Annotated in this window: 23 protein-coding genes; 12 read left to right on the forward strand and 11 right to left on the reverse strand. The window is 61.3% G+C overall.

The window, feature by feature from the left end; translation table 11 throughout:
• Window positions 1-10: 10 nt before the first annotated feature.
• Window positions 11-967, reverse strand: a complete 957-nt coding sequence (locus QIW53_RS10185) for a putative 2-dehydropantoate 2-reductase (RefSeq protein ID WP_371049530.1) — start codon at window positions 965-967, stop codon at window positions 11-13.
• Window positions 964-1,350 carry a thioredoxin family protein gene (locus QIW53_RS10190; protein WP_371049531.1) on the reverse strand — a complete coding sequence of 129 codons (387 nt, stop codon included), beginning with the start codon at window positions 1,348-1,350 and terminating at the stop codon, window positions 964-966. The genes QIW53_RS10185 and QIW53_RS10190 overlap by 4 nt, the downstream gene beginning before the upstream one ends.
• Between QIW53_RS10190 and QIW53_RS10195 the strand changes: the two genes are divergently transcribed.
• Both QIW53_RS10195 and QIW53_RS10200 read left to right on the forward strand, forming a co-directional pair.
• A complete protein-coding gene (locus QIW53_RS10195; protein WP_371049532.1) occupies window positions 1,349-1,792 on the forward strand; it encodes a PilZ domain-containing protein in 444 nt (147 codons plus the stop codon). The genes QIW53_RS10190 and QIW53_RS10195 overlap by 2 nt on opposite strands.
• Before the next feature lie 160 nt (window positions 1,793-1,952).
• The gene (locus QIW53_RS10200) at window positions 1,953-3,029 is read left to right on the forward strand and encodes a 3-deoxy-7-phosphoheptulonate synthase (protein ID WP_192304383.1); all 1,077 of its coding nucleotides are present in this window, start codon (window positions 1,953-1,955) and stop codon (window positions 3,027-3,029) included.
• A gap of 60 nt (window positions 3,030-3,089) precedes the next feature.
• Here QIW53_RS10200 and QIW53_RS10205 read toward each other — a convergent pair whose 3' ends face one another.
• Complete coding sequence (locus QIW53_RS10205; RefSeq protein WP_368559053.1) at window positions 3,090-3,377, reverse strand: GNAT family N-acetyltransferase; 288 nt, start codon at window positions 3,375-3,377, stop codon at window positions 3,090-3,092.
• A 615-nt stretch (window positions 3,378-3,992) separates the two neighbouring features.
• On the opposite strand from QIW53_RS10205, the gene oprI reads away from it, so the two are divergent.
• Window positions 3,993-4,244 (forward strand): outer membrane lipoprotei OprI, encoded by a 252-nt coding sequence (gene oprI, locus QIW53_RS10210; protein WP_003448337.1) that lies wholly within the window; start codon window positions 3,993-3,995, stop codon window positions 4,242-4,244.
• A gap of 123 nt (window positions 4,245-4,367) precedes the next feature.
• On the opposite strand, the gene QIW53_RS10215 is transcribed toward oprI, so the two are convergent.
• From QIW53_RS10215 to QIW53_RS10225, 3 genes are all read right to left on the reverse strand, one after another.
• Window positions 4,368-5,339 (reverse strand): L,D-transpeptidase family protein, encoded by a 972-nt coding sequence (locus tag QIW53_RS10215; RefSeq protein ID WP_371049533.1) that lies wholly within the window; start codon window positions 5,337-5,339, stop codon window positions 4,368-4,370.
• 100 nt (window positions 5,340-5,439) lie between these two features.
• Window positions 5,440-5,733 carry a hypothetical protein gene (locus tag QIW53_RS10220; RefSeq protein ID WP_039759936.1) on the reverse strand — a complete coding sequence of 98 codons (294 nt, stop codon included), beginning with the start codon at window positions 5,731-5,733 and terminating at the stop codon, window positions 5,440-5,442.
• Window positions 5,734-5,789: 56 nt separating this feature from the next.
• On the reverse strand, window positions 5,790-6,395 hold the full coding sequence (locus QIW53_RS10225) for an arylesterase (protein ID WP_192304387.1): 606 nt from the start codon (window positions 6,393-6,395) through the stop codon (window positions 5,790-5,792).
• Window positions 6,396-6,405: 10 nt separating this feature from the next.
• On the opposite strand from QIW53_RS10225, the gene QIW53_RS10230 reads away from it, so the two are divergent.
• The 3 genes from QIW53_RS10230 to greB are packed head-to-tail and all read left to right on the forward strand — an operon-like array spanning window position 6,406 to window position 10,134.
• Window positions 6,406-7,089, forward strand: coding sequence for an ABC transporter ATP-binding protein (locus QIW53_RS10230; protein WP_371049534.1), 684 nt, complete (start codon window positions 6,406-6,408; stop codon window positions 7,087-7,089).
• A complete protein-coding gene (locus QIW53_RS10235) occupies window positions 7,089-9,593 on the forward strand; it encodes an ABC transporter permease (protein ID WP_371049535.1) in 2,505 nt (834 codons plus the stop codon). The genes QIW53_RS10230 and QIW53_RS10235 overlap by 1 nt, the downstream gene beginning before the upstream one ends.
• A gap of 43 nt (window positions 9,594-9,636) precedes the next feature.
• Entirely contained in the window at window positions 9,637-10,134 is a 498-nt protein-coding gene (greB, locus tag QIW53_RS10240; protein ID WP_371049536.1) for a transcription elongation factor GreB, read from the forward strand.
• A gap of 3 nt (window positions 10,135-10,137) precedes the next feature.
• Here greB and QIW53_RS10245 read toward each other — a convergent pair whose 3' ends face one another.
• The 3 genes from QIW53_RS10245 to QIW53_RS10255 form a co-directional block, all read right to left on the reverse strand.
• Window positions 10,138-10,446 carry a class I SAM-dependent methyltransferase gene (locus QIW53_RS10245; RefSeq protein ID WP_371049537.1) on the reverse strand — a complete coding sequence of 103 codons (309 nt, stop codon included), beginning with the start codon at window positions 10,444-10,446 and terminating at the stop codon, window positions 10,138-10,140.
• Between the two features lie 248 nt (window positions 10,447-10,694).
• The gene (locus QIW53_RS10250) at window positions 10,695-11,129 is read right to left on the reverse strand and encodes a DoxX family protein (protein ID WP_192304394.1); all 435 of its coding nucleotides are present in this window, start codon (window positions 11,127-11,129) and stop codon (window positions 10,695-10,697) included.
• Between the two features lie 108 nt (window positions 11,130-11,237).
• Window positions 11,238-12,659: a transglycosylase SLT domain-containing protein gene (locus QIW53_RS10255; protein WP_371049538.1), complete on the reverse strand. Its 1,422-nt coding sequence runs from the start codon at window positions 12,657-12,659 to the stop codon at window positions 11,238-11,240.
• A 234-nt stretch (window positions 12,660-12,893) separates the two neighbouring features.
• Between QIW53_RS10255 and QIW53_RS10260 the strand changes: the two genes are divergently transcribed.
• Entirely contained in the window at window positions 12,894-13,697 is an 804-nt protein-coding gene (locus tag QIW53_RS10260; RefSeq protein WP_371049539.1) for a TatD family hydrolase, read from the forward strand.
• A 137-nt stretch (window positions 13,698-13,834) separates the two neighbouring features.
• Here the strand turns inward: QIW53_RS10260 and QIW53_RS10265 are convergent, their stop codons facing one another.
• Window positions 13,835-15,064 (reverse strand): acyl-CoA dehydrogenase, encoded by a 1,230-nt coding sequence (locus QIW53_RS10265; protein WP_371049540.1) that lies wholly within the window; start codon window positions 15,062-15,064, stop codon window positions 13,835-13,837.
• 195 nt (window positions 15,065-15,259) lie between these two features.
• On the opposite strand from QIW53_RS10265, the gene QIW53_RS10270 reads away from it, so the two are divergent.
• The 3 genes from QIW53_RS10270 to QIW53_RS10280 all read left to right on the forward strand — a co-directional run bounded on the left by QIW53_RS10270 (window position 15,260) and on the right by QIW53_RS10280 (window position 17,727).
• Complete coding sequence (locus QIW53_RS10270; RefSeq protein ID WP_371049541.1) at window positions 15,260-16,189, forward strand: LysR family transcriptional regulator; 930 nt, start codon at window positions 15,260-15,262, stop codon at window positions 16,187-16,189.
• A 94-nt stretch (window positions 16,190-16,283) separates the two neighbouring features.
• Window positions 16,284-16,685, forward strand: a complete 402-nt coding sequence (locus QIW53_RS10275) for a MerR family transcriptional regulator (protein ID WP_371049542.1) — start codon at window positions 16,284-16,286, stop codon at window positions 16,683-16,685.
• A gap of 142 nt (window positions 16,686-16,827) precedes the next feature.
• Window positions 16,828-17,727: a hydroxymethylglutaryl-CoA lyase gene (locus QIW53_RS10280; RefSeq protein ID WP_371049543.1), complete on the forward strand. Its 900-nt coding sequence runs from the start codon at window positions 16,828-16,830 to the stop codon at window positions 17,725-17,727.
• A 674-nt stretch (window positions 17,728-18,401) separates the two neighbouring features.
• Here QIW53_RS10280 and QIW53_RS10285 read toward each other — a convergent pair.
• Window positions 18,402-20,099, reverse strand: coding sequence for an AMP-binding protein (locus QIW53_RS10285; protein WP_371049544.1), 1,698 nt, complete (start codon window positions 20,097-20,099; stop codon window positions 18,402-18,404).
• Window positions 20,100-20,280: 181 nt separating this feature from the next.
• On the opposite strand from QIW53_RS10285, the gene QIW53_RS10290 reads away from it, so the two are divergent.
• Window positions 20,281-21,444, forward strand: a complete 1,164-nt coding sequence (locus tag QIW53_RS10290) for an isovaleryl-CoA dehydrogenase (protein WP_371049545.1) — start codon at window positions 20,281-20,283, stop codon at window positions 21,442-21,444.
• Between the two features lie 13 nt (window positions 21,445-21,457).
• A complete protein-coding gene (locus QIW53_RS10295) occupies window positions 21,458-23,065 on the forward strand; it encodes a carboxyl transferase domain-containing protein (protein ID WP_371049546.1) in 1,608 nt (535 codons plus the stop codon).
• The last annotated feature ends 7 nt before the right edge of the window (window positions 23,066-23,072 follow it).

Raw genomic sequence — 23,072 nt, forward strand, 5'->3', positions numbered from 1 at the left:
GATGATCGACTCAAGCGTTGCGTCGATCGATGAAACTCAGACTGCGGTACAGCGCCTCGACTCGCGGCATGTCGCAACCTGCCGCCTTGGCCGCCGCCAGGGGCCGGGCGTAGATCGCCGCCAGTTCCAGCGGTCGCTTGCCCAGAAAGTCGTGATACATGCTCGGCCAGTAATCCGGCATCTTTTCGGTCATCGCGAACAGCGTCTGCGCATACCCCGGCGCAACCTGGTGCCCGCAGGCAACGGCCCCTTGAACCACCTCGGCCATCAGCACCTTGATCAGTTCACGGCTGTCGGCATCGGCCATCAACGGCGCAGTGCTCGCCCCGAGCAGCACCGACAGACCGTTGTAGGGAATGTTCCAGACCAGCTTTTGCCAGCGCGCTTCACGCACGTCGGGCAGGCTGTTGGCCTCGATACCGGCCACCTGGAACAGGCGCGCACCCTCGTCGGCAATTGACGTACGCGCCTGCTCCCCGGCGGCCGGACCACTGTGATAGCCCACCTGCACCTTGCCGAGGGCCTGGTGGGTGATCAGCCCTGGTCCGGCACGATGGACACAGATATAGCAGAGCCCGCCCAGGAGATGCAGTGAATCAGGCAACAACGGGCGCAGGCTGTCCTCGACGTCCAGGCCATTCTGCAACAGCAGCACCCGGGCGCCCGGCGCCGCGGCCCGGACAATGGCCGGCACCAATTCAGCATTGCTGGTGGTTTTCGCGCCGACCAGCAACCAGTCGCAGGGCGGCATGTCTTCGGCAGCCGAATAGGTCTGCACCGGATTCAAGGCCAGCGCACCGTGCACAGCGCTGTCGAGTTGCAACCCGCGCTCGGCTACCGCAGAAAATTCGCTGCGCAACAGGAAGTGCACGTCGAATCCGGCCCGCGCCAGCATGATTCCGTAGAAGCCACCGATGGCGCCGGTGCCGATGATCCCGATGGTGGGTTTTGCGACTGTTCCTGTCATGGCAATTCCTCTGCTGTTTTGCGCAACGCCTGAGCCACGGCCCGATTCAGCTCGCCAGCGGTCAGGCGCGACTTCAATGCGCCGAAAAACTCGCCGTCGCGCACCACAAACAGCGCCGGCAAATGAAACACCTGATAACGCTCGACCACCCCGCCGTTGTTCCCGGCATCGATCCAGCACAGCCGATCGACCTGCAGATCAAGCCTGGGCAATTGCTCGCGGGCGAAACGACAGCTGGCGCAGCCAACGCTGGTAAAAACCACCAGCGACACCCCGCTCATCGCCAGCAACCGCTGGTCGGCGTCGAAATCGGTCAAGTCTAATTCGGCCACTATACTGGGGGAAATAATGTCAGATGGCCGACACATGGAGTCCGTGCTCATGGGACGCTTTATTCCTCATCCTGACGATGTACCCGTGGAATTGACGCTGCTCAAACCCGAATGCATTTCGCGGCAGCAGTTGCACACTATCAGCCTCGGCGGCATGGCTTGCAATTATCACCGCGCCTGGCGTCACGGCACGGCGCTGGAAGTGCGCATGCCGACCTTGAGCCCGGATCTGCGCTACCTCGGTTATGTGGCCTGGTGCCTGCGCCGCAAGCGTGGTTACCTGGTGGGCATCGCCTTCGTCGACGAGCAGATGATGTTCACCGCCCGAATGGGTGAGCAGGTGTGTCAGATCGAACGTTACTGCCGCCTGCACGATGCCCATGACGACCTGCAGGAAACCCAGGCGCTCGCGCTGGAATGGGTGCAACAGCACGCCGACGAGTTCTCCCACGACTCGGTCAACCGGGCATTCGCGCAGGCGGTTGTGGATTGAGAGGGGGTCAATTGCTTGAGAATGCCCGTTAAACCGGCGTCTGCCCATTGTCTAGCCACGGTGTAACGCGCTAAGGTTCCGCTCCCCGACGCGCTTAATTTGCTGTGCTCCGCCGCGCGGGTTCGCTGGCGGCCGGCACCCGTGACCTGACGAGTAAACGATGGCTGATTTACCGATCAACGACCTGAACGTCTCTTCCAACGAGACGCTGATCACCCCTGATCAGCTCAAGCGTGACATCCCTCTGAGCGACGCTGCCCTGCGCACCGTGACCAAAGGCCGCGAAGTCATTCGCAACATTCTGGATGGCACCGACCACCGCCTGTTCGTGGTCATCGGGCCTTGCTCGATCCATGACATCAAGGCCGCCCACGAATACGCCGAGCGCCTGAAGGTACTGGCAGCGGAAGTCTCCGATACGCTGTATCTGGTCATGCGCGTGTATTTCGAGAAGCCACGGACCACCGTCGGCTGGAAAGGCTTGATCAACGATCCGTACCTGGACGACTCCTTCAAGATCCAGGACGGTCTGCACATCGGTCGCCAGTTGCTGCTGGACCTGGCCGAGATGGGCCTGCCGACGGCCACCGAAGCCCTCGACCCGATCTCCCCGCAATACCTGCAGGACCTGATCAGCTGGTCGGCCATCGGCGCGCGCACCACCGAATCCCAGACTCACCGTGAAATGGCATCCGGCCTGTCCTCGGCCGTCGGCTTCAAGAACGGCACCGACGGCGGCCTGACCGTTGCCATCAACGCCCTGCAGTCGGTTTCCAGCCCGCACCGGTTCCTGGGCATCAACCAGGAAGGCGGCGTGTCGATCGTCACGACCAAGGGCAATGCCTACGGTCACGTGGTACTGCGCGGCGGCAACGGCAAGCCCAACTACGACTCGGTCAGCGTTGCCCTGTGCGAACAGGCGCTGAACAAGGCGAAGATCAAGCCGAACATCATGGTCGACTGCAGCCACGCCAACTCCAACAAGGACCCGGCCCTGCAACCGCTGGTGATGGAAAACGTCGCCAACCAGATCCTCGAAGGCAACCAGTCGATCATCGGCCTGATGGTCGAAAGTCACCTGAACTGGGGCTGCCAGGCGATCCCGAAAGACCTCGCCGACCTGCAGTACGGCGTGTCGATCACCGATGCCTGCATTGACTGGTCCGCGACTGAAAACACCTTGCGCAGCATGCATGCCAAGCTCAAGGATGTGCTGCCAAAACGCGAACGCACCTGATCGCTTTTGCTGCGCACACAAAAACGCCGGGCTGACCCGGCGTTTTTTTATGCATTCGTTTTACTGGCTCAGCTTGGCCGCATGGCGCTGATGGCGTTCCATGTAGCGCTCCACGTAGGAGCACGAAGGAATCACGGTGTAACCCATCTGCTCGGCGTACTCCAGGGCCTTTTCGGTCAAGGCCGCCGCAATCCCCCGACCGCGCAAGGCGTTGGGCACGAAGGTGCGATAGATATCCAGAGTCTGTTTCCCCAGGTCCATATAGGTCAGGTAGGCACGATGACCGTCCACATTGGTCTCGAACTGATGACCAGCCTGGTCATGGTGGATGGACAACGCCTCACTCATCACTACTCCTCGTGGGTCTCTGATTGCGACCCCTACCTTACCGATGTTTGTCCGGCGAAGGAACATCTACGCCACCCTGTGCCTGAATGGACACCGAGAAAAGCCACACCGAGCACGTATCAAATAGTAGGCACCATTGGCCGAAATGCTCAAGGTACGCTCGTCTTCATGCCGGGTTGACCGCAGGTTACGCAGGGGTGGCGACTGAAAATCTCTCGCAGTCAATCGCCTGAACATTGCCGGATGTTGAGACTTAAGACGAACGTCTCTCTATTAAGTCACCTCAACTAGGAGAAAGATATGAGAGGCGTCGCGCAAACCCCCAACGAAAGTGTAGACGAATCCATGTAGCAAGACTTTACTCGAGGCGCTGCAAACAATCGCTCACGCCGGGAACTTTTTCGTGTCAGCTCGCTCTGCGCGGGCCTTGCGGCTGGATATTTTTTAAGCAATTGCAAGTAAAAGTTGCTCGAAAAAGAATCAACGCCTACAATTTTTTTGGCTTCTTGCTTTACGTCAGTTTACTTACGACAAGTAATGGGTAGTATGTACGCCGGCTCTTTCCTCACTGTGAGGAGACAGCCACTTAATGGAAAGTCCTTGAAGGGGAACACGATGAACAACGTTCTGAAATTCTCTGCTCTGGCTCTGGCCGCAGTTCTGGCTACCGGTTGCAGCAGCGTATCGAAAGAAACCGAAGCACGTCTGACTGCAACTGAAGACGCAGCAGCTCGCGCTCAAGCTCGTGCAGACGAAGCGTACCGTAAAGCTGATGAAGCTCTGGCTGCTGCTCAAAAAGCACAACAGACTGCTGACGAAGCTAACGAGCGTGCTCTGCGCATGCTGGAAAAAGCTAGCCGCAAGTAATAATCCCTCGGGATTGTTATCAAGCCGACCCATTTTTTGGGTCGGCTTTTTTATGGCCGGTGATTTTGTACAGGCCATAAAAAACCCGCCGACGCAGCGGCGTCGGCGGGTTCGATTCAAGCCTTACTGCAGCGGGTCGAGCGGAGCACTCGAGACCATCGGAGCCGAGGTGTTGGGTACGGCGATTTCCACCGGCAGGCCATCTTCGGCAGCCACCACATCGCGCACCACGTCCCAGTTCATGCGCAGGTTGTTGGTGATGTCTTCGCGCTTGAGCATCGCGTTGATCACGGCCGTGTGCTTGTCGACCACCGACGGGTTGCCCTTGTCGTCCAGCGGCGTGTGCGCCTCCAGGTAGACCTTGCCGCCACTGACGCCGAACTTGTACGAATCATTGATGATGCGCACCGAGGTGCCCACAGGCACCATGCCGGCCATTTCCAGCACGTTGTTGTTGAACATGCGGAAGCAGCCGTGGCTGGTGCGCATGCCGATGCCGAACTTCTTGTTCGAGCCATGAATCAGATAGCCCGGTGTGCCGAGGGTGAACTTGAAAGGACCCAGCGGGTTGTCCGGACCTGCCGGCACCACGTTCGGCAACGGATCGCCGTCAGCAGCGTGCTCGGCCTTGATCGACGCCGGCGGCGTCCAGGTCGGGTTGGGGGTCTTGGCGATGATGCTGGTATGGGCGATCGGTGAGCCCCAGCCTTCACGACCGATACCCAGCGGGAAGGTGTACACCACGTTCCGGCCTTTCGGGTAATAGTAGAGGCGGTATTCAGCCAGGTTGATGACGATGCCTTCACGCGGGCCCGGCGGCAGGATGAACCGCGTCGGCAGCACGATTTCGGTGCCGGCGCCCGGCAACCACGGGTCGACGCCCGGGTTGGCCGCGACCATTTCCGTGTAGCCCAGGTCGTAGGTCGTGCCGAGGTCGGCGAAGGTGTCTTCGTACTTGGCCTTGATCACCTGCACCTGGCCGACGATGTCTTCACCAGGCGGTGGCAGGGGCAACTCCAATGCAGCAACGGGACCTGCGGCACACAGGGCGGCAAGTGTCAGGCAGCGGGTGACGGCAGGAAAGCGCGGCAACATCCGGAAAATCCTTCGCATGATCGACAAGGGTCAAAAACGCGATTGTACACCGACGCCCGTAAATTCGGGGAGTGGGCCGATAGCCCGCCATCCGGGTGCTTCAAAGCTCGAAGCGCAGCTCGGGCCAGATCGGCGAAGTGCCGCGCTTCTGCGATTCCAGAATCGCCCGGCACAGTGAGCACAGTCGCTGATCCTGGAACACCCGGCGGTCAACGTTCGACCAGCGCGGCTGCGCCGGCAACAGGCTGCCACACAAGGTTCGATCAGCCGAGCCGCCGAGCTCCAGCTGCCGGGTCACCAGATGCACCCGCACTTCCTGGCAGGCGAACAGATCCAGCTGCTCGTCAGGCTCGATCAGTTGATAGGCAAAAAGTGACCAGGCGGGACGCGGCATCGGGGGCTCCAGATCGGGGGCGCCACATTAGCCGAAACGTCGCCGCTAGAAAAGCGTCAAAGCAGCGGTTTCAGCGTCGGCCAGACATTTTCCAGCAACTTGTCCTGAGCCCCCGCCGCCGGGTGCAGTCCATCGGCTTGCATCATGTCCGGATGCCCGCCGACACCGTCGAGAAAAAACGGCACCAGAGGGATTTTCTTCTCGTCGGCGACGTTGCTGTACACCTCGGCGAACGCCTTGGTGTAGCGCGCACCATAATTGGGTGGCAACTGCATGCCGAGCAACAGCACCTTGGCCCCACTGGCACGTGAGCTGTCGATCATCGCTGCAAGGTTTTGTTGCAATTGCGTTGGCAGCATTCCGCGCAAGCCGTCGTTGCCGCCCAACTCGAGGATCACCAGCTCCGGCTTGTGCTCTGCAAGCAGCGCAGGCAGGCGCGCCTGGCCCCCGGCACTGGTATCACCACTGATGGACGCATTGACCACCTTGTCGTCGAAACCTTCGCGCTTGAGCCGTTGCTCGAGCAGTGACACCCACCCCACGCGGGTATCCAGGCCGAAACCGGCGCTGATACTATCGCCAACGATCAGGACTGTACCCGCCGCTGCGTTCTGGGCCATGCACATCAAGGCCAGGCCAGCACTCAAAAACCATACACGCATCGGATTCTCCATGGGCGCAAGCATTCTCACCGCGAAGAACCTCAGCAAAGTGGTTCCCAGCGCGGAAGGTGAACTGACTATCCTGCACGAACTCAGCCTGGAACTGAACAAGGGCGACAGCCTGGCCATCGTCGGCGCTTCCGGTTCCGGCAAATCCACCCTGCTGGGCCTGCTCGCCGGCCTCGACCTGCCGAGCAGCGGTGAAGTCACCCTCGCCGGCCAGGGCCTGAGCACGCTCGATGAGGATCAACGGGCACGCATCCGGGCCGAACACGTGGGTTTCGTGTTCCAGTCCTTCCAGTTGCTCGACAGCCTCAACGCCCTGGAAAACGTCATGCTGCCGCTGGAACTCGATGGGCGCAAGGACGCCCGTGAGCGCGCCACGGAGCTGCTGCAGCGCGTGGGACTCGGTCAGCGCCTGCTTCACTCGCCACGCCAGCTCTCCGGCGGCGAACAGCAGCGCGTGGCGATTGCCCGCGCGTTCGCCGCCGAGCCCGATGTGCTGTTTGCCGACGAGCCTACCGGCAACCTCGACAGCCACACCGGCGAGCGCATCAGCGACCTGCTGTTCGAATTGAACAAGGAAAGCGGCACGACGCTGGTGCTGGTGACACACGACGAACGCCTGGCACATCGCTGCCGGCGCCTGATCCGTCTTGAAGCGGGCATGCTGGTCGCCCCTCTGGAGCCTTGATGGCACGCCTGCCGCTGTTGCGCCTGTTCAGTCTTGCCCTGCGCCAATTGCTGCGCGATGCCCGCGCCGGTGAGTTGCGGGTGCTGTTTTTTGCCTTGGTGGTCGCAGTGGCCGCCAGCACGGCCATTGGTTACTTCGGCGCGCGCCTGAATGGCGCCATGCTGCTGCGCGCCACCGAGTTTCTCGGCGCCGACCTGTTGCTCGAAGGCAGCTCACCGGCCCGACCGGAGCAGATCAAAAGCGGCACGGAGCTGGGCCTGGAACACGCTCAGGTGGTGGAGTTCTCCAGCGTCATCGCCACCGACAACGGCATTCAGTTGTCCAGCATCAAGGCCGCCGACGACGTCTATCCGCTACGCGGCGAATTGAAGAGCGCCGCTGCTCCGTTTGCGCCGGAAGAGCCCGGTGGCGGGCCCAAGCCCGGTGAGGCCTGGGTCGAGGCCCGATTGCTGACCGCGCTGGACCTGAAAATCGGCGACAGCATCGATGTCGGCATGCGCACCCTGAAACTGGCACGGGTGCTGACCTACGAACCGGACCGCGCCGGCAATTTCTACAGCCTGACGCCCCGGGTGCTGATCAACCTCAGCGACCTCGCTGCCACCGGTGTGGTGCAACCCGGCAGCCGGGTCAGCTATCGCGAACTCTGGCGGGGCAAGGCCGAAGCCCTGGAAACCTACCGTCAGTTGATCAAACCCGGCCTCGCTGCCAACCAGCGCATCCAGGATGCCCGCGACGGCAACCAGCAGATCGGTGGCGCGCTAGGCAAGGCCGAACGCTACCTGAACATGGCCAGCCTGGTCGCCGTATTGCTGGCCGGTGTCGCGGTGGCGCTTTCTGCATCACGCTTCGCCACCCGCCGCTTCGACGCCAGCGCATTGTTACGCTGCCTGGGATTGTCGCGACGTGAGACGCTGGTGCTGTTCAGCCTGCAACTGACGGTGCTTGGACTGTTGGCCAGCCTCGGCGGCGCCCTGATCGGCTGGCTGGCGCAACTGGGGTTGTTCGCGCTGCTACATGACCTGCTGCCCACCGATGTGCCTCCAGGCGGCCTGTTTCCGGCGATCGCCGGGATCGGCACCGGGCTGGTGGCGCTGGCCGGTTTTGCCCTGCCTCCGCTGGCGGCGCTGGGTCGCGTGCCGCCGTTGCGCGTACTGCGGCGCGACATGCTGCCGATTCCACCCAGCAGTTGGATGGTCTATGGCGCGGCCCTGGGCGCGCTCGGGTTGATCATGTGGCGCCTGAGCCTGGACCTGTTGCTCACATTTGCCCTGCTCGGCGGCGGCGTGATTGCCGCGATGGTGCTGGGCGGCTTGCTCTTGCTGCTGCTCAAGAGCCTGCGCCGGATGCTCGCGCGCGCTTCGTTGCCGTGGCGCCTGGGCCTGGGCCAACTGTTGCGTCATCCACTGGCTGCAGCGGGACAGTCGCTGGCGTTCGGCTTGATCCTGTTGTCCATGGCCCTGATCGCCTTGTTGCGTGGCGAATTGCTGGATACTTGGCAAAACCAGCTGCCCAAAAATGCACCGAACTATTTCGCGCTGAATATCCTGCCGGCCGACAAACAGGCCTTCACCGATCGCCTGATCGAATTGTCGGCACAGTCAGCGCCGCTGTACCCGGTTGTGCCGGGTCGGCTGATCAGCATCAATGGCGAGCCGGTGCAGCAAATCGTGAGCAAGGATTCCGCCGGCGATCGGGCGATTCAGCGTGACCTGAGCCTGACCTGGGCAGCGGACCTGCCGGCCGGCAATCAACTCACCGCCGGCGACTGGTGGCGCGAACAGGCGCCGCAGGACATTCCGGGCGTATCGGTGGAAGGCAAGGTTGCCGAGAGCCTGAAGCTGAAACTGGGCGATCACATGGTGTTCAGCGTCGGCGGCGTCAACCGCGAAGCGAAGGTCACCAGCCTGCGAGAGATCAATTGGGACAACTTCCAGCCGAACTTCTTCATGATTTTCCAGCCAGGGACACTCAAGGACCTGCCGGCGACCTACCTGACCAGCTTCTACCTGGCCGCCGGTCACGACCAGCAGATCGTCGATCTGTCGCGGGCGTTTCCGGCGGTGACCATCCTGCAAGTCGAAGCGCTGCTGGAACAACTGCGCAGCATCCTCGCCCAGGTGACCCTGGCGGTGGAGTACGTGCTGTTGTTTGTGTTGGCGGCGGGGATGGCGGTGCTGTTTTCGGGCCTGCAAGCGACGCTGGATGAACGTATCCGCCAGGGCGCGCTGCTGCGGGCGCTGGGGGCTGAACGCCAGTTGCTGGTCAAGGCTCGGCGCATCGAGTTCGGCCTGCTCGGCGCCGTCAGCGGCTTGCTCGCGGCGCTGGGGTCGGAGCTGGTGAGCCTGGTGCTTTATCGGTTCGCGTTCGACCTGCCGTGGCACCCGCACCCCTGGCTGCTGGTGCTGCCCCTGATCGGCGCAGCCCTGATCGGCGGTGCCGGTGTGTTCGGCACGCGTCGAGCCTTGAACGCCAGCCCACTGACAGTCCTGCGCGAGGGTTGATAGACTCAGGCACTTTCCAGAAAACCCACGAAAAGAAGTTGCCATGAGCCGTTATCGCCCTCCCCGCACCGCTGGCACCGCGCTGATCACCCCTGAAGGTGAAGCGCGGATGCGCGCCGAGTTCCATGAGCTCTGGCACGTGCGTCGCCCCCAGGTGACGCAATCGGTCAGCGAAGCGGCGGCCCAGGGTGATCGCTCGGAAAACGCCGAGTACACCTACGGGAAAAAGATGCTGCGCGAAATCGACAGTCGCGTGCGCTTTCTGACCAAGCGCCTGGAGGCACTCAAAGTCGTCAGCGAAAAGCCCAGCGACCCGAATAAAGTCTACTTCGGCGCCTGGGTCACGATCGAAGACGAGGATGGCAAGGAATCGCGCTATCGCATCGTCGGCCCGGACGAGCTTGACCTGAAAGCGGGCCTGATCAGTATCGACTCCCCGCTGGCTCGCGCCCTGATCGGCAAGGCGCTGGACGCCGAAGTGCGGGTCCAGACGCCAACCGGCGAGCAGTGCGTGTACATCGTGGCGATCGACTACCCCTGACACTCAGCGACGGGTGATCAGCCCTTGCCGGGCGACGCGGGTCAATTGCCTGATCACTTGCGGTGCTTCTTCGGCGCTGGGCGACTGGATCACCGCCAGGTCGAAACTGTCACTGGCAAATCGAGCCAGCGACTCACCGTCTTCGACAAACTGGATCAGGAAGGCGGCAGGCCCACCGGTACGACGTGGCCAGCCATCGAGGTAACGCAGGAGCGTCGGCTGATGTTTGCCGCCAAGCAGGATTTTTGGATTGCGCTGGGTGAGGTGTGCCGTGATCGGCGCGGGGCGTACAACGGGGCTTAGTGCATTCATCGTGTCGTGTCTCTGCCTCAAAAGTCTGCATGGCAGGTGAGAGGCAACACCGAACCAGCGCTTTAGCGGTATTTCGAAGCCTGTTTCAAGCTTCTGTCGGCAACTGGATCAGTCACCTGGCGCCCCGCAAGTAGCTGTTTAAATCGGCGCATGGGCAGCATCGTAGAGAAGCCGGCACAACAGTGTCAAGAATGTCGAGCAACAAAAAAGGCCCGCGCAACGCGGGCCTTTCCCTTGAGCCAGAGCGGTTAGCCGGCGATGGCGCGGTCCACCGAGAGCTTGCCGGCACCTTCGATCAGTACCGCGATGCTGCCACCGAGCAGGGCCAGGGCGAACTCATAACCGTTGTTGGCCATGAACAGACCGTTGCTGATGTGCACACTGAAGATCGCGACCAGCGAGAGGAATGTCAGGCCCAGCGCTGCAGGACGCACCAGCAAGCCGATGATCAGGGCTAGGCCGGCGAAAAACTCGGTACCGCCTGCCAGGGTTGCCATGACATAACCCGGTGTCAGGCCGATGCTTTCCATGTACTGGGCGGTACCGGCCAGGCCGTAGCCACCGAAGGCGCCGAAGAGTTTCTGCGAACCGTGGGCCGCGAAGATGATGCCGACGAAGATTCGCAGGACAGTCAGGCCGTAGCCAGCGCGGGTAAACAGTACCTTGTTGATCAGTGTGCTCATGTTGTCTCGTCCATTTGTGGAGTTATGTGTGTTGGTTGGCCGCTATATTAATCGGTAAATCAAATGTTAAAAGCGCAATTTTTTCGCAATAACAATCAGTTTATTCGATCACTTCCTTGAGACCACTTTTTGCCCCTGGGGCTCCAACGACTCCCTCTCCCGATCGAATGCCAGGTAATACTTGTTCACGCTATTAACATAGCTGACGGGACCCATTCCCACCTGCTCCATGGCGATGCGCTCGACCTGGAAGAACCACTGATTGGGATTCAAGCCGCGTCGCCGCGCTTCGGCGCGCATGCCCTGGACTCGCTCCGGTCCGATGTTGTAGGCCGCCAACGTGAACGCCATGCGCTCGCGCTCATTGAGTTTGGGGCTGGCGAAGAACTTGCGACGGATCATGGCCAGGTACTTGGCACCGGCCTGAACATTGCCGTCCACCTCCTGAATATTGCTGACCCCGACCCGCTGCGCCGCCGACGGGGTGATCTGCATCAGACCGGTCGGCGCACCACCGCTGCGGGCCTTTGGTTGCAGGCCGGACTCCTTGAATGCCAGCGCCGCCAGGTTCAGCCAGTCCATGTCCTGTGCTTCGGCGTGCTTTTGCAGCACCGGGCGCAGCTTCTCCAGACGCTGGCGATCGGCCTTGGCCAACGGGTAATGCACCTGGTACAGGCGACGATAGATACGCAGGAACGCCGCATCCTGATCCGAGGGTTTCTTGTAACCGCCCAGGAAGCGGTCGATGCTCGCCCGCAGCATCGTGGCGTCGCGACGCACGAACCAGAACTCTTCCCCAGGCTCACTGATCAGCACTTGCCGGTCAAAGCGCAACTTGGGCAGGATCTTGCCCCAGCGTTCGGCAATCGGTTGCTCGACGATGGTCAGGTGAAAGATGCCGCCCTGCACCATCTCCAGCACATCTTCGACAGCCAGGCTTGGGTCCACCCACTCGACCTTCACTGGCGGCAGTTTGTGCAGGGCCAGTTTCTGGTTGATCTGACTGATGGCGTCACCGGCGGCACTGCCGGTCGGCAATGCCAGGGTCTTGCCCGACAGCTGTTCAAGGTGGGTGTAGCGTTTTTCGCCTTTGATGCCGACCAGCAACAACGGGACATTGCTGGCAATCGGCTCGCTGGTGCTGACCGCATAACCGGGTTGCAGGTCCAGCAATTCACCCGGCGCCACCAGATCACCCTCACCGCGCTGCAAGGCGCCGAGCAACTGATCCTTGGCTTTGGGAATGATCTTGAGCGTCACTTCCTGACCATCACGGGCATGGCCATTGAGGTATTGCTCGAAGGCGCGCAACCGATGGTATTCGACACCGATCGGCTGGCCCTGGACCTCACCGGAGCTGTTGCGGCTCTGATTGACCAGCACCCTGAGTACCCGGCTGCTGCGAATCTCCTGCAAGTCGCGCACCTTCGCAGCGGGCACCGCCTGCAACGGACCCGCCAGGCGCGCAACCGCCGGCATCGGCAGCAGCAACGAAGCACACAGCAGTAGCAAAATCGAGGGACGAGTCATCCACTCTCCGGAAGAATAAGGGCCGACGTTCGATCAATTCATGAAATCGGACGACAGAAACACCGTGCGCCGAGCGCTGGCAAAGTGCGAAAGACTGGCACAGTGATGGCATGGTGACCACCCCAGCCTGTCCAGCGGCATCAAATGACAGCTTTAACTCGTTGTAGTTCTTGGCTTTTTCTTATAAATCTTCAGCTCTGATATGCTTTCGAGCCTTTGGTCCGAGGTAGCACCATGCAACTCATCGATATCGGCGTCAACCTGACCAACCCCAGCTTTGCCGACAAACACCAGGCGGTGCTCGATCGCGCGTATGCCGCCGGGGTTTGCCAACTGGTGCTGACCGGCACCAGCCTCGAGGGCAGCGAACAGGCGCTGGAACTGTGTCGGCGTCTGGATGACAGCGCTCAACGGCTGTTCGCCACCGCCGGTATTCACCCGCATTCGGCCAGCGACTGGAACGCCGACAGTGCTCAGCGCCTGCGCAGCTTGCTCAAGGAACCGAACGTGGTCGCCGTTGGCGAATGCGGGCTGGATTTCAATCGCGACTTCTCGCCGCGCCCGCAGCAGGAAAAAGTCCTCGAAGAGCACTTGGCGATGGCGGTCGAACTGCAACTGCCGGTATTTCTCCATGAGCGAGACGCCAGTCAGCGTTTGCTGGAAATCCTGCGCGACTACCGCGATCAATTGCCGGCCGCCGTGGTGCATTGCTTCACCGGCGAAAAAACCGCGCTGTTCAGCTACCTCGACCTCGACCTGCACATCGGCATCACCGGCTGGATCTGCGATGAGCGGCGTGGCACGCACCTGCATCCGCTGGTGAAGGAGATCCCGCGCGGACGCCTGATGCTGGAGAGCGACGCGCCGTATCTGCTGCCGCGCAGCTTGCGACCGAAACCGAAAAATGGTCGCAACGAACCTGCGTATCTGACCGAGGTGTTGCGCGAAGTGGCGTTGCATCGAGCGGAAAGCGAAGAGGAACTGGCGGCCCACAGCACCGCGTGTGCGCGGGCGTTTTTCGGGTTGCCAGTGGTTTGATGATTTTCCTGTAGGAGCGGACTTGTCCCGGGCGGCGTTCCGACGATGGTCGTCAATGAAAACGCAGCTAACCTGGATGCCCGCGGTGGATCGACGACCATCGCGAGCATGCTCGCTCCTACAGGGGGCTGGCGTGCTTAGTGGTTGCTACGCATCATCTCGCGCGGTACGTACTTGCCGATCTCGAACTTGCCGATCGCCGCGCGGTGAACCTCGTCCGGACCATCAGCCAGGCGCAGGGTGCGCTGCATCGCATACATGTAGGCCAGCGGAAAATCGTTGGACACCCCTGCCCCACCGTGAATCTGGATGGCCCGGTCGATGACCCGCAACGCCACGTTCGGCGCGACCACCTTGATCTGCGCGATTTCGCTCTTCGCCACCTTGTTGCCGACGGTGTCCATCATGTACGCCGCCTTCAGAGTCAGCAGGCGCGCCATGTCGATTTCCATCCGCGAATCGGCAATCTTGTCGATGTTGCCGCCCAGGCGCGCCAGTGGCTTGCCGAATGCTGTGCGGTTTACCGAGCGTTTGCACATCAGTTCCAGTGCACGCTCGGCCATGCCGATCGAACGCATGCAGTGGTGAATGCGACCCGGGCCCAGGCGCCCTTGAGCGATTTCGAAGCCACGGCCCTCACCCAGGAGGACGTTTTCATACGGCACCCGCACGTCTTCGAACAGCACCTCCGCATGGCCGTGTGGCGCATCGTCATAGCCGAACACCGGCAGCGGGCGCAGGATCTTCACCCCGGGCGTGTCCACCGGCACCAGGATCATTGAATGCTGCGCGTGGCGCGGCGCATCCGGGTTGCTCAAGCCCATGAAGATCAGGATCTTGCAGCGCGGATCGCAGGCACCCGAGGTCCACCATTTCTTGCCGTTGATCACCCACTCGTCGCCGTCGCGCACCGCGCGGGCGGCCATGTTGGTGGCGTCTGAGGAGGCCACGTCCGGTTCGGTCATGGCGAACGCCGAGCGGATCTCGCCGCGCAACAGCGGTTCGAGCCAGCGCTGTTTCTGTTCTTCGTTGGCGTAGCGCACCAGCACTTCCATATTGCCCGTGTCGGGTGCCGAGCAGTTGAACGGCTCGGGGCCCAGCAGCGAACGCCCCATGATTTCTGCCAAGGGTGCGTACTCGAGGTTGGTCAGGCCGGCGCCGAGTTCGGACTCAGGCAGAAACAAATTCCACAGGCCTTCAGCCTTGGCCTTGAGTTTGAGTTCTTCCATGATCGCCGTCGGCTGCCAGCGGTCGCCCTCGGCAACCTGGCGCTCGAACACGGCTTCGGCGGGATAAACGTAGTCATCCATGAACGCGGTCACGCGCTCACGCAGTTCCTGGACCTTGGGCGAATAAGCGAAATCCATGGGGCAGCTACCTTCTTGAGGGAGGTTGTTTAGGTCATGCAATCGATGCTAGAGCAGCTACGAAAATTTACCTAGCCTATTCTCGGCGTGTATTAACATTCATCACCGATATATGATCGGCTGATTGCCAAGGCCTCTGGCCTGATGAAATCCGCCCCTGGAATACCGCCCCATACAATAAGAGAGTGCAGCGCAATGAATCTGAGCAAGGTCGACCTCAACCTTTTCATCGTCTTCGACGCGATCTACACCGAAGCCAACCTGACCCGTGCCGGGCAGATTGTCGGCATTACCCAACCGGCGGTGTCCAATGCACTGGCGCGCCTGCGCGAAACCTTCAACGATCCCCTGTTCGTGCGCACGGCCCAGGGCATGGTGCCGACCCCGATGGCCCAGAACATCATCGGTCCGGTGCGCAACGCCCTCTCCCTGCTGCGCGTGTCGGTGCAGGAAAGCCGTATCTTCAACCCGCTGCAGGCGGTCAAGACCTATCGCATCAGCATGACCGACCTCACCGAAGCGGTGATCCTGCCACCGTTGTTCCAGCGCCTGCGTCGCCTGGCGCCGACCGTGATCATCGAAAGTTTCCTGGCCAAGCGCCGCGAAACCACCAAGGAACTGGCCGCCGGGCGCCTGGACTTTGCCGTGGATGCTCCCCTCAACACCGACCCGCAGGTACGTCACGTCAAGTTGATGGAGGACCGCTACGTCTGCGCCATGCGCAAGGGCCACCCACTGGCGGGCAAGGACAAACTCAGCCTCGATGATTACCTGGGCATGACTCACGTCCATATTTCCAGCCGCCGCAGCGGTCTGGGTCATGTCGACCTGGCCCTGGGCAAGATGGGCATCCAGCGCAAGATTGCCCTGCGCTCCCAGCACTACCAGATGGCCTCCCAGGTGTTGCAACAGACCGACATGGTCATGACCGTGCCGGAACGCTTCGCCCGTCGCAACGACCTGCTCGCCTTCAGCGTGCCGGTCAACGACGTGCCGCCCGTGGAAACCCATCTCTACTGGCACGAAAGCACGGACCAGGACCCGGCCAACCGCTGGATGCGCGAGCAGATGATCGAACTGTGCCAGCAGGTGACGGCCCATGAGAAAAAGCTGGAAAAGGCGTAACACTCGGGATCGGGGCGCACCACCGCCCCTGCCCCCTTGACGTAAACGTCAACCTGGCTATAGCTTAGCGCCATGACCTTCTTCGAGCGCGTACATGAGCAGCCAGACCTATAGCATCTCCGACCTCGCCCGCGAGCTCGACATCACCACCCGGGCCATCCGCTTTTACGAGGAGCAAGGCCTGCTCAGCCCCGAGCGCCGTGGCCAGGAACGCATCTACTCGCCCCGTGACAAGGTCAGCCTGAAGTTGATCCTGCGGGGCAAGCGCATCGGCTTTTCGCTGGCCGAATGCCGGGAGTTGATCGAACTCTATGACCCGTCCAGCGGTAACACCAAACAACTGCACAGCATGCTGGCAAAAATCAGCGAGCGCCGCGAACAGCTGGAACAGCAACTGCTGGACATCGAACAGATGAAGCTGGAACTGGATACCGCCGAAGAGCGCTGCGTGCAGGCCCTGGAGCAAACCCTGAAGAATCAGCAGGTCGTTCAATAACCACCGCCCCTCCCCTGTAGGAGCGAGCATGCCCGCGATGGACGTCAACGATGACGCTGGCTACCTGAAAGCCCGCGGTGCCTGGGCCACCATCGCGAGCATGCTCGCTCCTACAGGGGAGACTCACCACAGGTCCGATCCCATGTCCCTACCCTCCCACGTACGCCTGGTCGAAGTCGGCCCCCGCGACGGTCTGCAAAACGAAGCCCAGCCGATCAGCGTCGCCGACAAGGTGCAACTGGTCGATGCGCTGACGGCCGCCGGCCTGAGCTATATAGAAGTGGGCAGTTTCGTTTCGCCCAAGTGGGTGCCGCAGATGGCGGGCTCGGCCGAGGTGTTCGCGCAGATCCAGCGCAAGCCCGGTGTGACCTACGGCGCGCTCGCGCCCAACCTGCGCGGCTTTGAAGACGCCCTGGCCAGCGGGGTCAAGGAAGTCGCGGTATTTGCCGCCGCGTCCGAAGCGTTTTCCCAACGCAACATCAATTGCTCGATCAGCGAGAGCCTGGCGCGTTTCGTGCCGATCATGGACTCGGCCAGGCAGCACGGCGTGACCGTTCGCGGGTACGTGTCCTGTGTGCTGGGCTGCCCTTATGAAGGGCATGTGTCCCCGGAGCAGGTTGCCTACGTGGCCCGCGAACTTTACGCCATGGGCTGTTATGAAGTGTCCCTGGGAGACACCATCGGCACCGGCACTGCGGGGGCCACGCGCAAAATGTTCGAGGTGGTCTCGGCCGATGTGCCTCGGGACAAACTGGCCGGGCATTTCCACGACACCTACGGCCAGGCCATGGCCAACATCTACGCCAGCCTGCTGGAAGGTATCTCGGTGTTCGACAGCTCGATCGCCGGCCTCGGCGGCTGTCCGTACGCCAAGGGTGCCAGCGGTAACGTCGCGACCGAGGACGTGGTCTACCTGCTCAAGGGGCTCGGCATCGATACCGGTATCGATCTGGACGCACTGATCCGCGCGGGGCAGCAAATCAGTGCCGTACTGGGGCGCCCGAGCGGTTCACGTGTGGCCAAGGCCCGCAGCGCACAGTGAGTGCGCGAAGGTGTTACCGCGTCGTTGGAAACGTGGGGAAAAGCGAGTAACACGGAAACAAATTGTCAGGTTTTGCCTGCAGGAAAAATCCTACAAACTATTAACGCATTGATTTTAAAGGGTTTTTAAAAGTTGGCACGGCTTCTGCTATCTCTATGGCATAACAAGAATAAAAAGCAGCAAACCAATAAAAATAAGACGAAACGACTCTGACATAACAAGAACAACACGGCAGAGACGCAGCTAACAGATTTTTTTGGAGAAGGTGTGCTTTTCAGGGTGCTTCCAGGAGTTACCCGCAACCGGACAGAGAACAATAAAACTACCTTGAGGTAGCCCCGTACTGGTTGGATCGCTTGGCGAAAAAGTAGATCAGCGCTCAAAAAAATACGTTTGCTCTTGATCCCGGATGGGGATCGCCAAAAACAGCGGTAAAGGGTCACGGTTACCAAAAACAACAACAGACCGCCCCTCAATAATAAAAAAGAGCACGCGCAACGAAATTAAAGGGGAGCCTCGGCTCCCCTTTGTGCTGTCTGCGATTCAGGTTTTCATCCGCCTCTGTGTAGGAGCGAGCTTGCTCGCGAAGAACGCCAGGGCACCGCGTTTATTCAGACTGCACGCGTTATCGTTGGCGTGCTTCGCGAGCAAGCTCGCTCCTACAGGGAATTTGATCAACTCGGCTTGCTACCCAACTCCTCGATACTGATCTCGCGCATCCGGAATTTCTGGATCTTGCCGGTCACGGTCATCGGGAACTCCTCGACGAACTTGAAATGGCGCGGCGTCTTGAAGTGAGCGATGCGCTCCTTGCACCAGGCCTGCAGCTCCTGCTCGGTGGCGCCGTGACCGGGGTGGAACTTGATCCAGGCGACAATCTCCTCGCCGTAACGCGAGCACGGGATGCCGATCACTTGCACGTCAGCCACCGCCGGGTGGGTGAAGAAGAACTCTTCCAGCTCCCGAGGGTAAATGTTTTCACCGCCACGGATGATCATGTCCTTGTTGCGTCCGGCAATGCAAACATACCCTTCGTCGTTCATGCTCGCCAGGTCACCGGTGTGCATCCAGCCCGCCTGGTCGATCGCCTGCGCGGAGCCTTCGGGATTGTTCCAGTAGCCGAGCATCACGCTGTAGCCACGGGTGCAGAGCTCGCCAATGGCGCCACGGGGCACCAGGTTCCCCGCCTCGTCGATGATCTTGCTCTCCAGTTGCGGCTGGGTGCGGCCGACCGTGGTGACCCGCAATTCCAGCTCGTCCGACGGACCGGTCTGCAGCGACACCGGGCTGGTTTCCGTCATGCCGTAGGCGATCTGCACCTCACTCATGTGCATCTCACGGATCACCCGACGCATGACTTCGATCGGGCAGGTAGCGCCGGCCATGATGCCGGTGCGCAAGGTCGACAGGTCGAACTCGGCGCGCCGGGGCTGATCGAGCATCGCGATGAACATCGTCGGCACGCCATAGAGCGCAGTGGCTTTCTCTTCGGCGACGGCGGTCAGGGTCAGCAACGGATCGAAGGCATCGTTGGGATAGATCATCGTGCTGCCATGGGTCATGCAGCCGAGGTTACCCATGACCATGCCGAAACAGTGATACAGCGGCACCGGAATCACCAGCCGGTCACGATCAGTCAAGCCAAGGCTCTCGCCGACCATGTAGCCATTGTTGAGAATGTTGTAATGGCTGAGGGTCGCGCCCTTGGGAAAACCGGTGGTGCCGGAGGTGTACTGGATGTTCACCGGCTGATCGAAATGCAGGCTGTCCTGACGCTCGCGCAGCTGCTCGCTGGAAACGCCTGCTGCAAGGTCCGCCAACCGCGACCACGGGAGGAAACCCGATGGCGCCTGTGAGTCGAGGCTGATCACGCCGTGCAGGTCCGGCAGGCGCTCGCTCTGCAACTGCCCGATGGACTGCTCCGCCAGTTCAGGCACAAGGCCCTGGAGCATGCCGTGATAGTCGGACGTCTTGAAGGCCCCCGCACAGACCAGCCATTGGCAGCCCGACTGCTTCAGCACGTACTCGAGTTCCGAGCTGCGATAAGCCGGGTTGATGTTGACCAGAATCACGCCGATCTTCGCGCTCGCGAATTGAATGATGCACCACTGTGCGCAGTTGGGCGCCCAGATACCGAGGCGATCACCGGCCTTCATGCCCAACGCCAGGAGTGCCCGGGCATGCCGGTCGACCGTGTCGGACAGTTGTCGCCAGGAATAACGCAACTGCTGATGGCGCACCACCAGCGCCTCCCCGTCAGGGTGCTGCGCCACCGTGTTATCGAAGGCCTGCCCGATGGTCATCGCCAGCAAGGCCTTGTCCTGGGAACCACGGGTGTAGCTGTGCTGCGGACCCGCATTGGGTTGATCCATGACGACCCCCTATTGTCTTTATTGGTGGGTTTTTATCTACCTTGAACTGACCCTACTGTCGCTCAAGTTGACGTTAACGTAAAGGGTGATTGACAGTCATTCGCCACAGGCTTACGTTAACGTAAAGGTGAGAGCACGATCACTGCCCTCCCCACCCGACAAAAAAGCCAAAAGGTGACCCATGCGCTATCCCTCCCTGAACTTTGCCCTCGGTGAAACCATCGACATGCTGCGCGATCAGGTTCAGTCCTTCGTCGCCAAAGAGATCGCCCCACGCGCCGCACAGATCGACAGTGACAACCTGTTCCCCGCCGATCTGTGGCGCAAATTCGGCGACATGGGTCTGCTGGGCATCACCGTCCCGGAAGAGTACGGCGGTGCGGGCCTGGGTTACCTGGCGCATGTGGTGGCCATGGAGGAAATCAGCCGTGGCTCGGCTTCGGTGGCCCTGTCCTATGGCGCCCACTCCAACCTTTGCGTCAACCAGATCAACCGCAACGGCAATCACGAACAGAAGAGCAAATACCTGCCAAAGCTCATCAGCGGCGAGCACATCGGCGCCCTGGCCATGAGCGAACCCAACGCCGGTTCCGACGTGGTGTCGATGAAATTGCGTGCCGATAAACGCGGCGATCGCTATGTCCTCAATGGCAGCAAGACCTGGATCACCAACGGTCCCGACGCCAACACCTACGTGATCTACGCCAAGACCGACCTGGAGAAAGGCCCTCACGGCATCACGGCGTTCATCGTCGAGCGCGACTGGAAAGGCTTCAGCCGCAGCAACAAGTTCGACAAGCTGGGCATGCGCGGTTCGAACACCTGCGAACTGTTTTTCGATGACGTCGAAGTGCCCGAAGAAAACATCCTCGGTGTGCTCAACGGCGGTGTGAAAGTGCTGATGAGCGGCCTCGACTACGAACGTGTGGTGCTCTCGGGCGGCCCGACCGGGATCATGCAGGCCTGCATGGACCTGATCGTGCCGTACATTCACGACCGTAAGCAGTTCGGCCAGAGCATCGGCGAATTCCAGCTGATCCAGGGCAAGGTCGCCGACATGTACACCCAGCTCAACGCCAGCCGTGCCTACCTCTATGCCGTCGCCCAAGCCTGCGAGCGTGGCGAAACCACGCGCAAGGACGCGGCCGGGGTGATCCTCTACAGCGCCGAACGCGCCACGCAAATGGCCCTCGACGCGATCCAGATTCTCGGCGGTAACGGCTACATCAACGAATTCCCGGCCGGACGTCTGCTGCGTGACGCCAAGCTGTACGAAATCGGTGCGGGCACCAGTGAGATCCGTCGCATGCTGATCGGTCGCGAACTGTTCAACGAAACCCGCTGAGACGGAGCTGCCCATGGCTACCCTGCACACCCAGCTCAACCCTCGCTCGACAGAGTTCGCCACCAACAGCGCGGCCATGCTCAAACAGGTCGACGCCCTGCATACCCTGCTCGCGCAGGTGCAGCAAGGTGGCGGGCCGAAGGCGCAAGAGCGTCACACCTCCCGTGGCAAACTGCTGCCCCGCGAGCGCATCAATCGCCTGCTGGATCCGGGCTCGCCGTTTCTCGAGATCAGCCAGCTGGCGGCCTATGAGGTGTATGGCGAAGACGTACCGGCGGCTGGCGTCATTGCTGGCATCGGGCGCGTGGAAGGCGTCGAATGCATGATCGTCGCCAACGATGCCACCGTGAAAGGCGGCTCGTACTACCCGCTGACCGTGAAAAAACACCTGCGCGCCCAGACCATCGCCCAGCAGAATCGTCTGCCGTGCATTTATCTGGTGGACTCCGGTGGCGCGAATCTGCCGCGTCAGGATGAAGTATTTCCGGACCGCGAGCATTTCGGTCGGATCTTCTTCAACCAGGCCAACATGAGCGCCATGGGCATCCCGCAAATTGCGGTGGTCATGGGCTCGTGCACCGCCGGCGGTGCCTACGTACCCGCGATGGCCGACGAGGCGATCATGGTGCGCGAGCAGGCGACCATTTTCCTCGCCGGCCCGCCGCTGGTGAAGGCGGCGACCGGCGAAGTGGTCAGCGCCGAAGACCTGGGCGGTGCCGATGTGCACTGCAGGATTTCCGGAGTCGCCGACCACTATGCCGAGAGCGATGAACACGCACTGGCCATCGCCCGGCGCAGCATCGCCAACCTCAACTGGCGCAAGCTGGGTGAAGTGCAGCAACGCACGCCGATCGCCCCGCTCTACAGCAGCGAAGAACTGTACGGCGTGGTGTCGGCCGACGCCAAGCAACCGTTCGATGTGCGCGAAGTGATCGCGCGGCTGGTGGACGGCTCGGTATTCGATGAGTTCAAGGCCCTGTTCGGCACCACCCTGGTCTGCGGCTTCGCCCACCTGCACGGTTACCCGATCGCGATCCTTGCCAATAACGGCATCCTGTTCGCCGAGGCCGCGCAGAAAGGCGCGCACTTCATCGAACTGGCCTGCCAGCGCGGCATTCCGTTGCTGTTCCTGCAGAACATCACCGGTTTCATGGTCGGCCAGAAATACGAAGCGGGTGGCATCGCCAAGCATGGCGCCAAACTGGTGACCGCCGTGGCCTGCGCCCGTGTGCCGAAATTCACCGTGATCATCGGGGGCAGTTTTGGTGCCGGCAACTACGGCATGTGCGGTCGCGCCTACGACCCGCGTTTCCTGTGGATGTGGCCGAACGCCCGCATCGGCGTGATGGGTGCCGAACAGGCCGCCGGCGTGTTGGTGCAGGTCAAGCGCGAACAGGCCGAACGCACTGGCCAGACCTTCAGCGTGGAACAGGAAGCCGAGATCAAGCAGCCGATCCTCGACCAGTACGAAGAGCAGGGCCACCCCTACTATTCCAGCGCTCGCTTGTGGGACGACGGCGTCATTGACCCGGCGCAGACCCGCGACGTGCTGGCCCTGGCCTTGTCCGCATCGCTGAACGCCCCCATCGAACCGAGCCGCTTCGGCGTGTTCCGGATGTGATCCTTTT

This window comes from Pseudomonas fluorescens (genome assembly GCF_041354075.1).
GTDB classification, from domain to species: domain Bacteria; phylum Pseudomonadota; class Gammaproteobacteria; order Pseudomonadales; family Pseudomonadaceae; genus Aquipseudomonas; species Aquipseudomonas fluorescens_CE.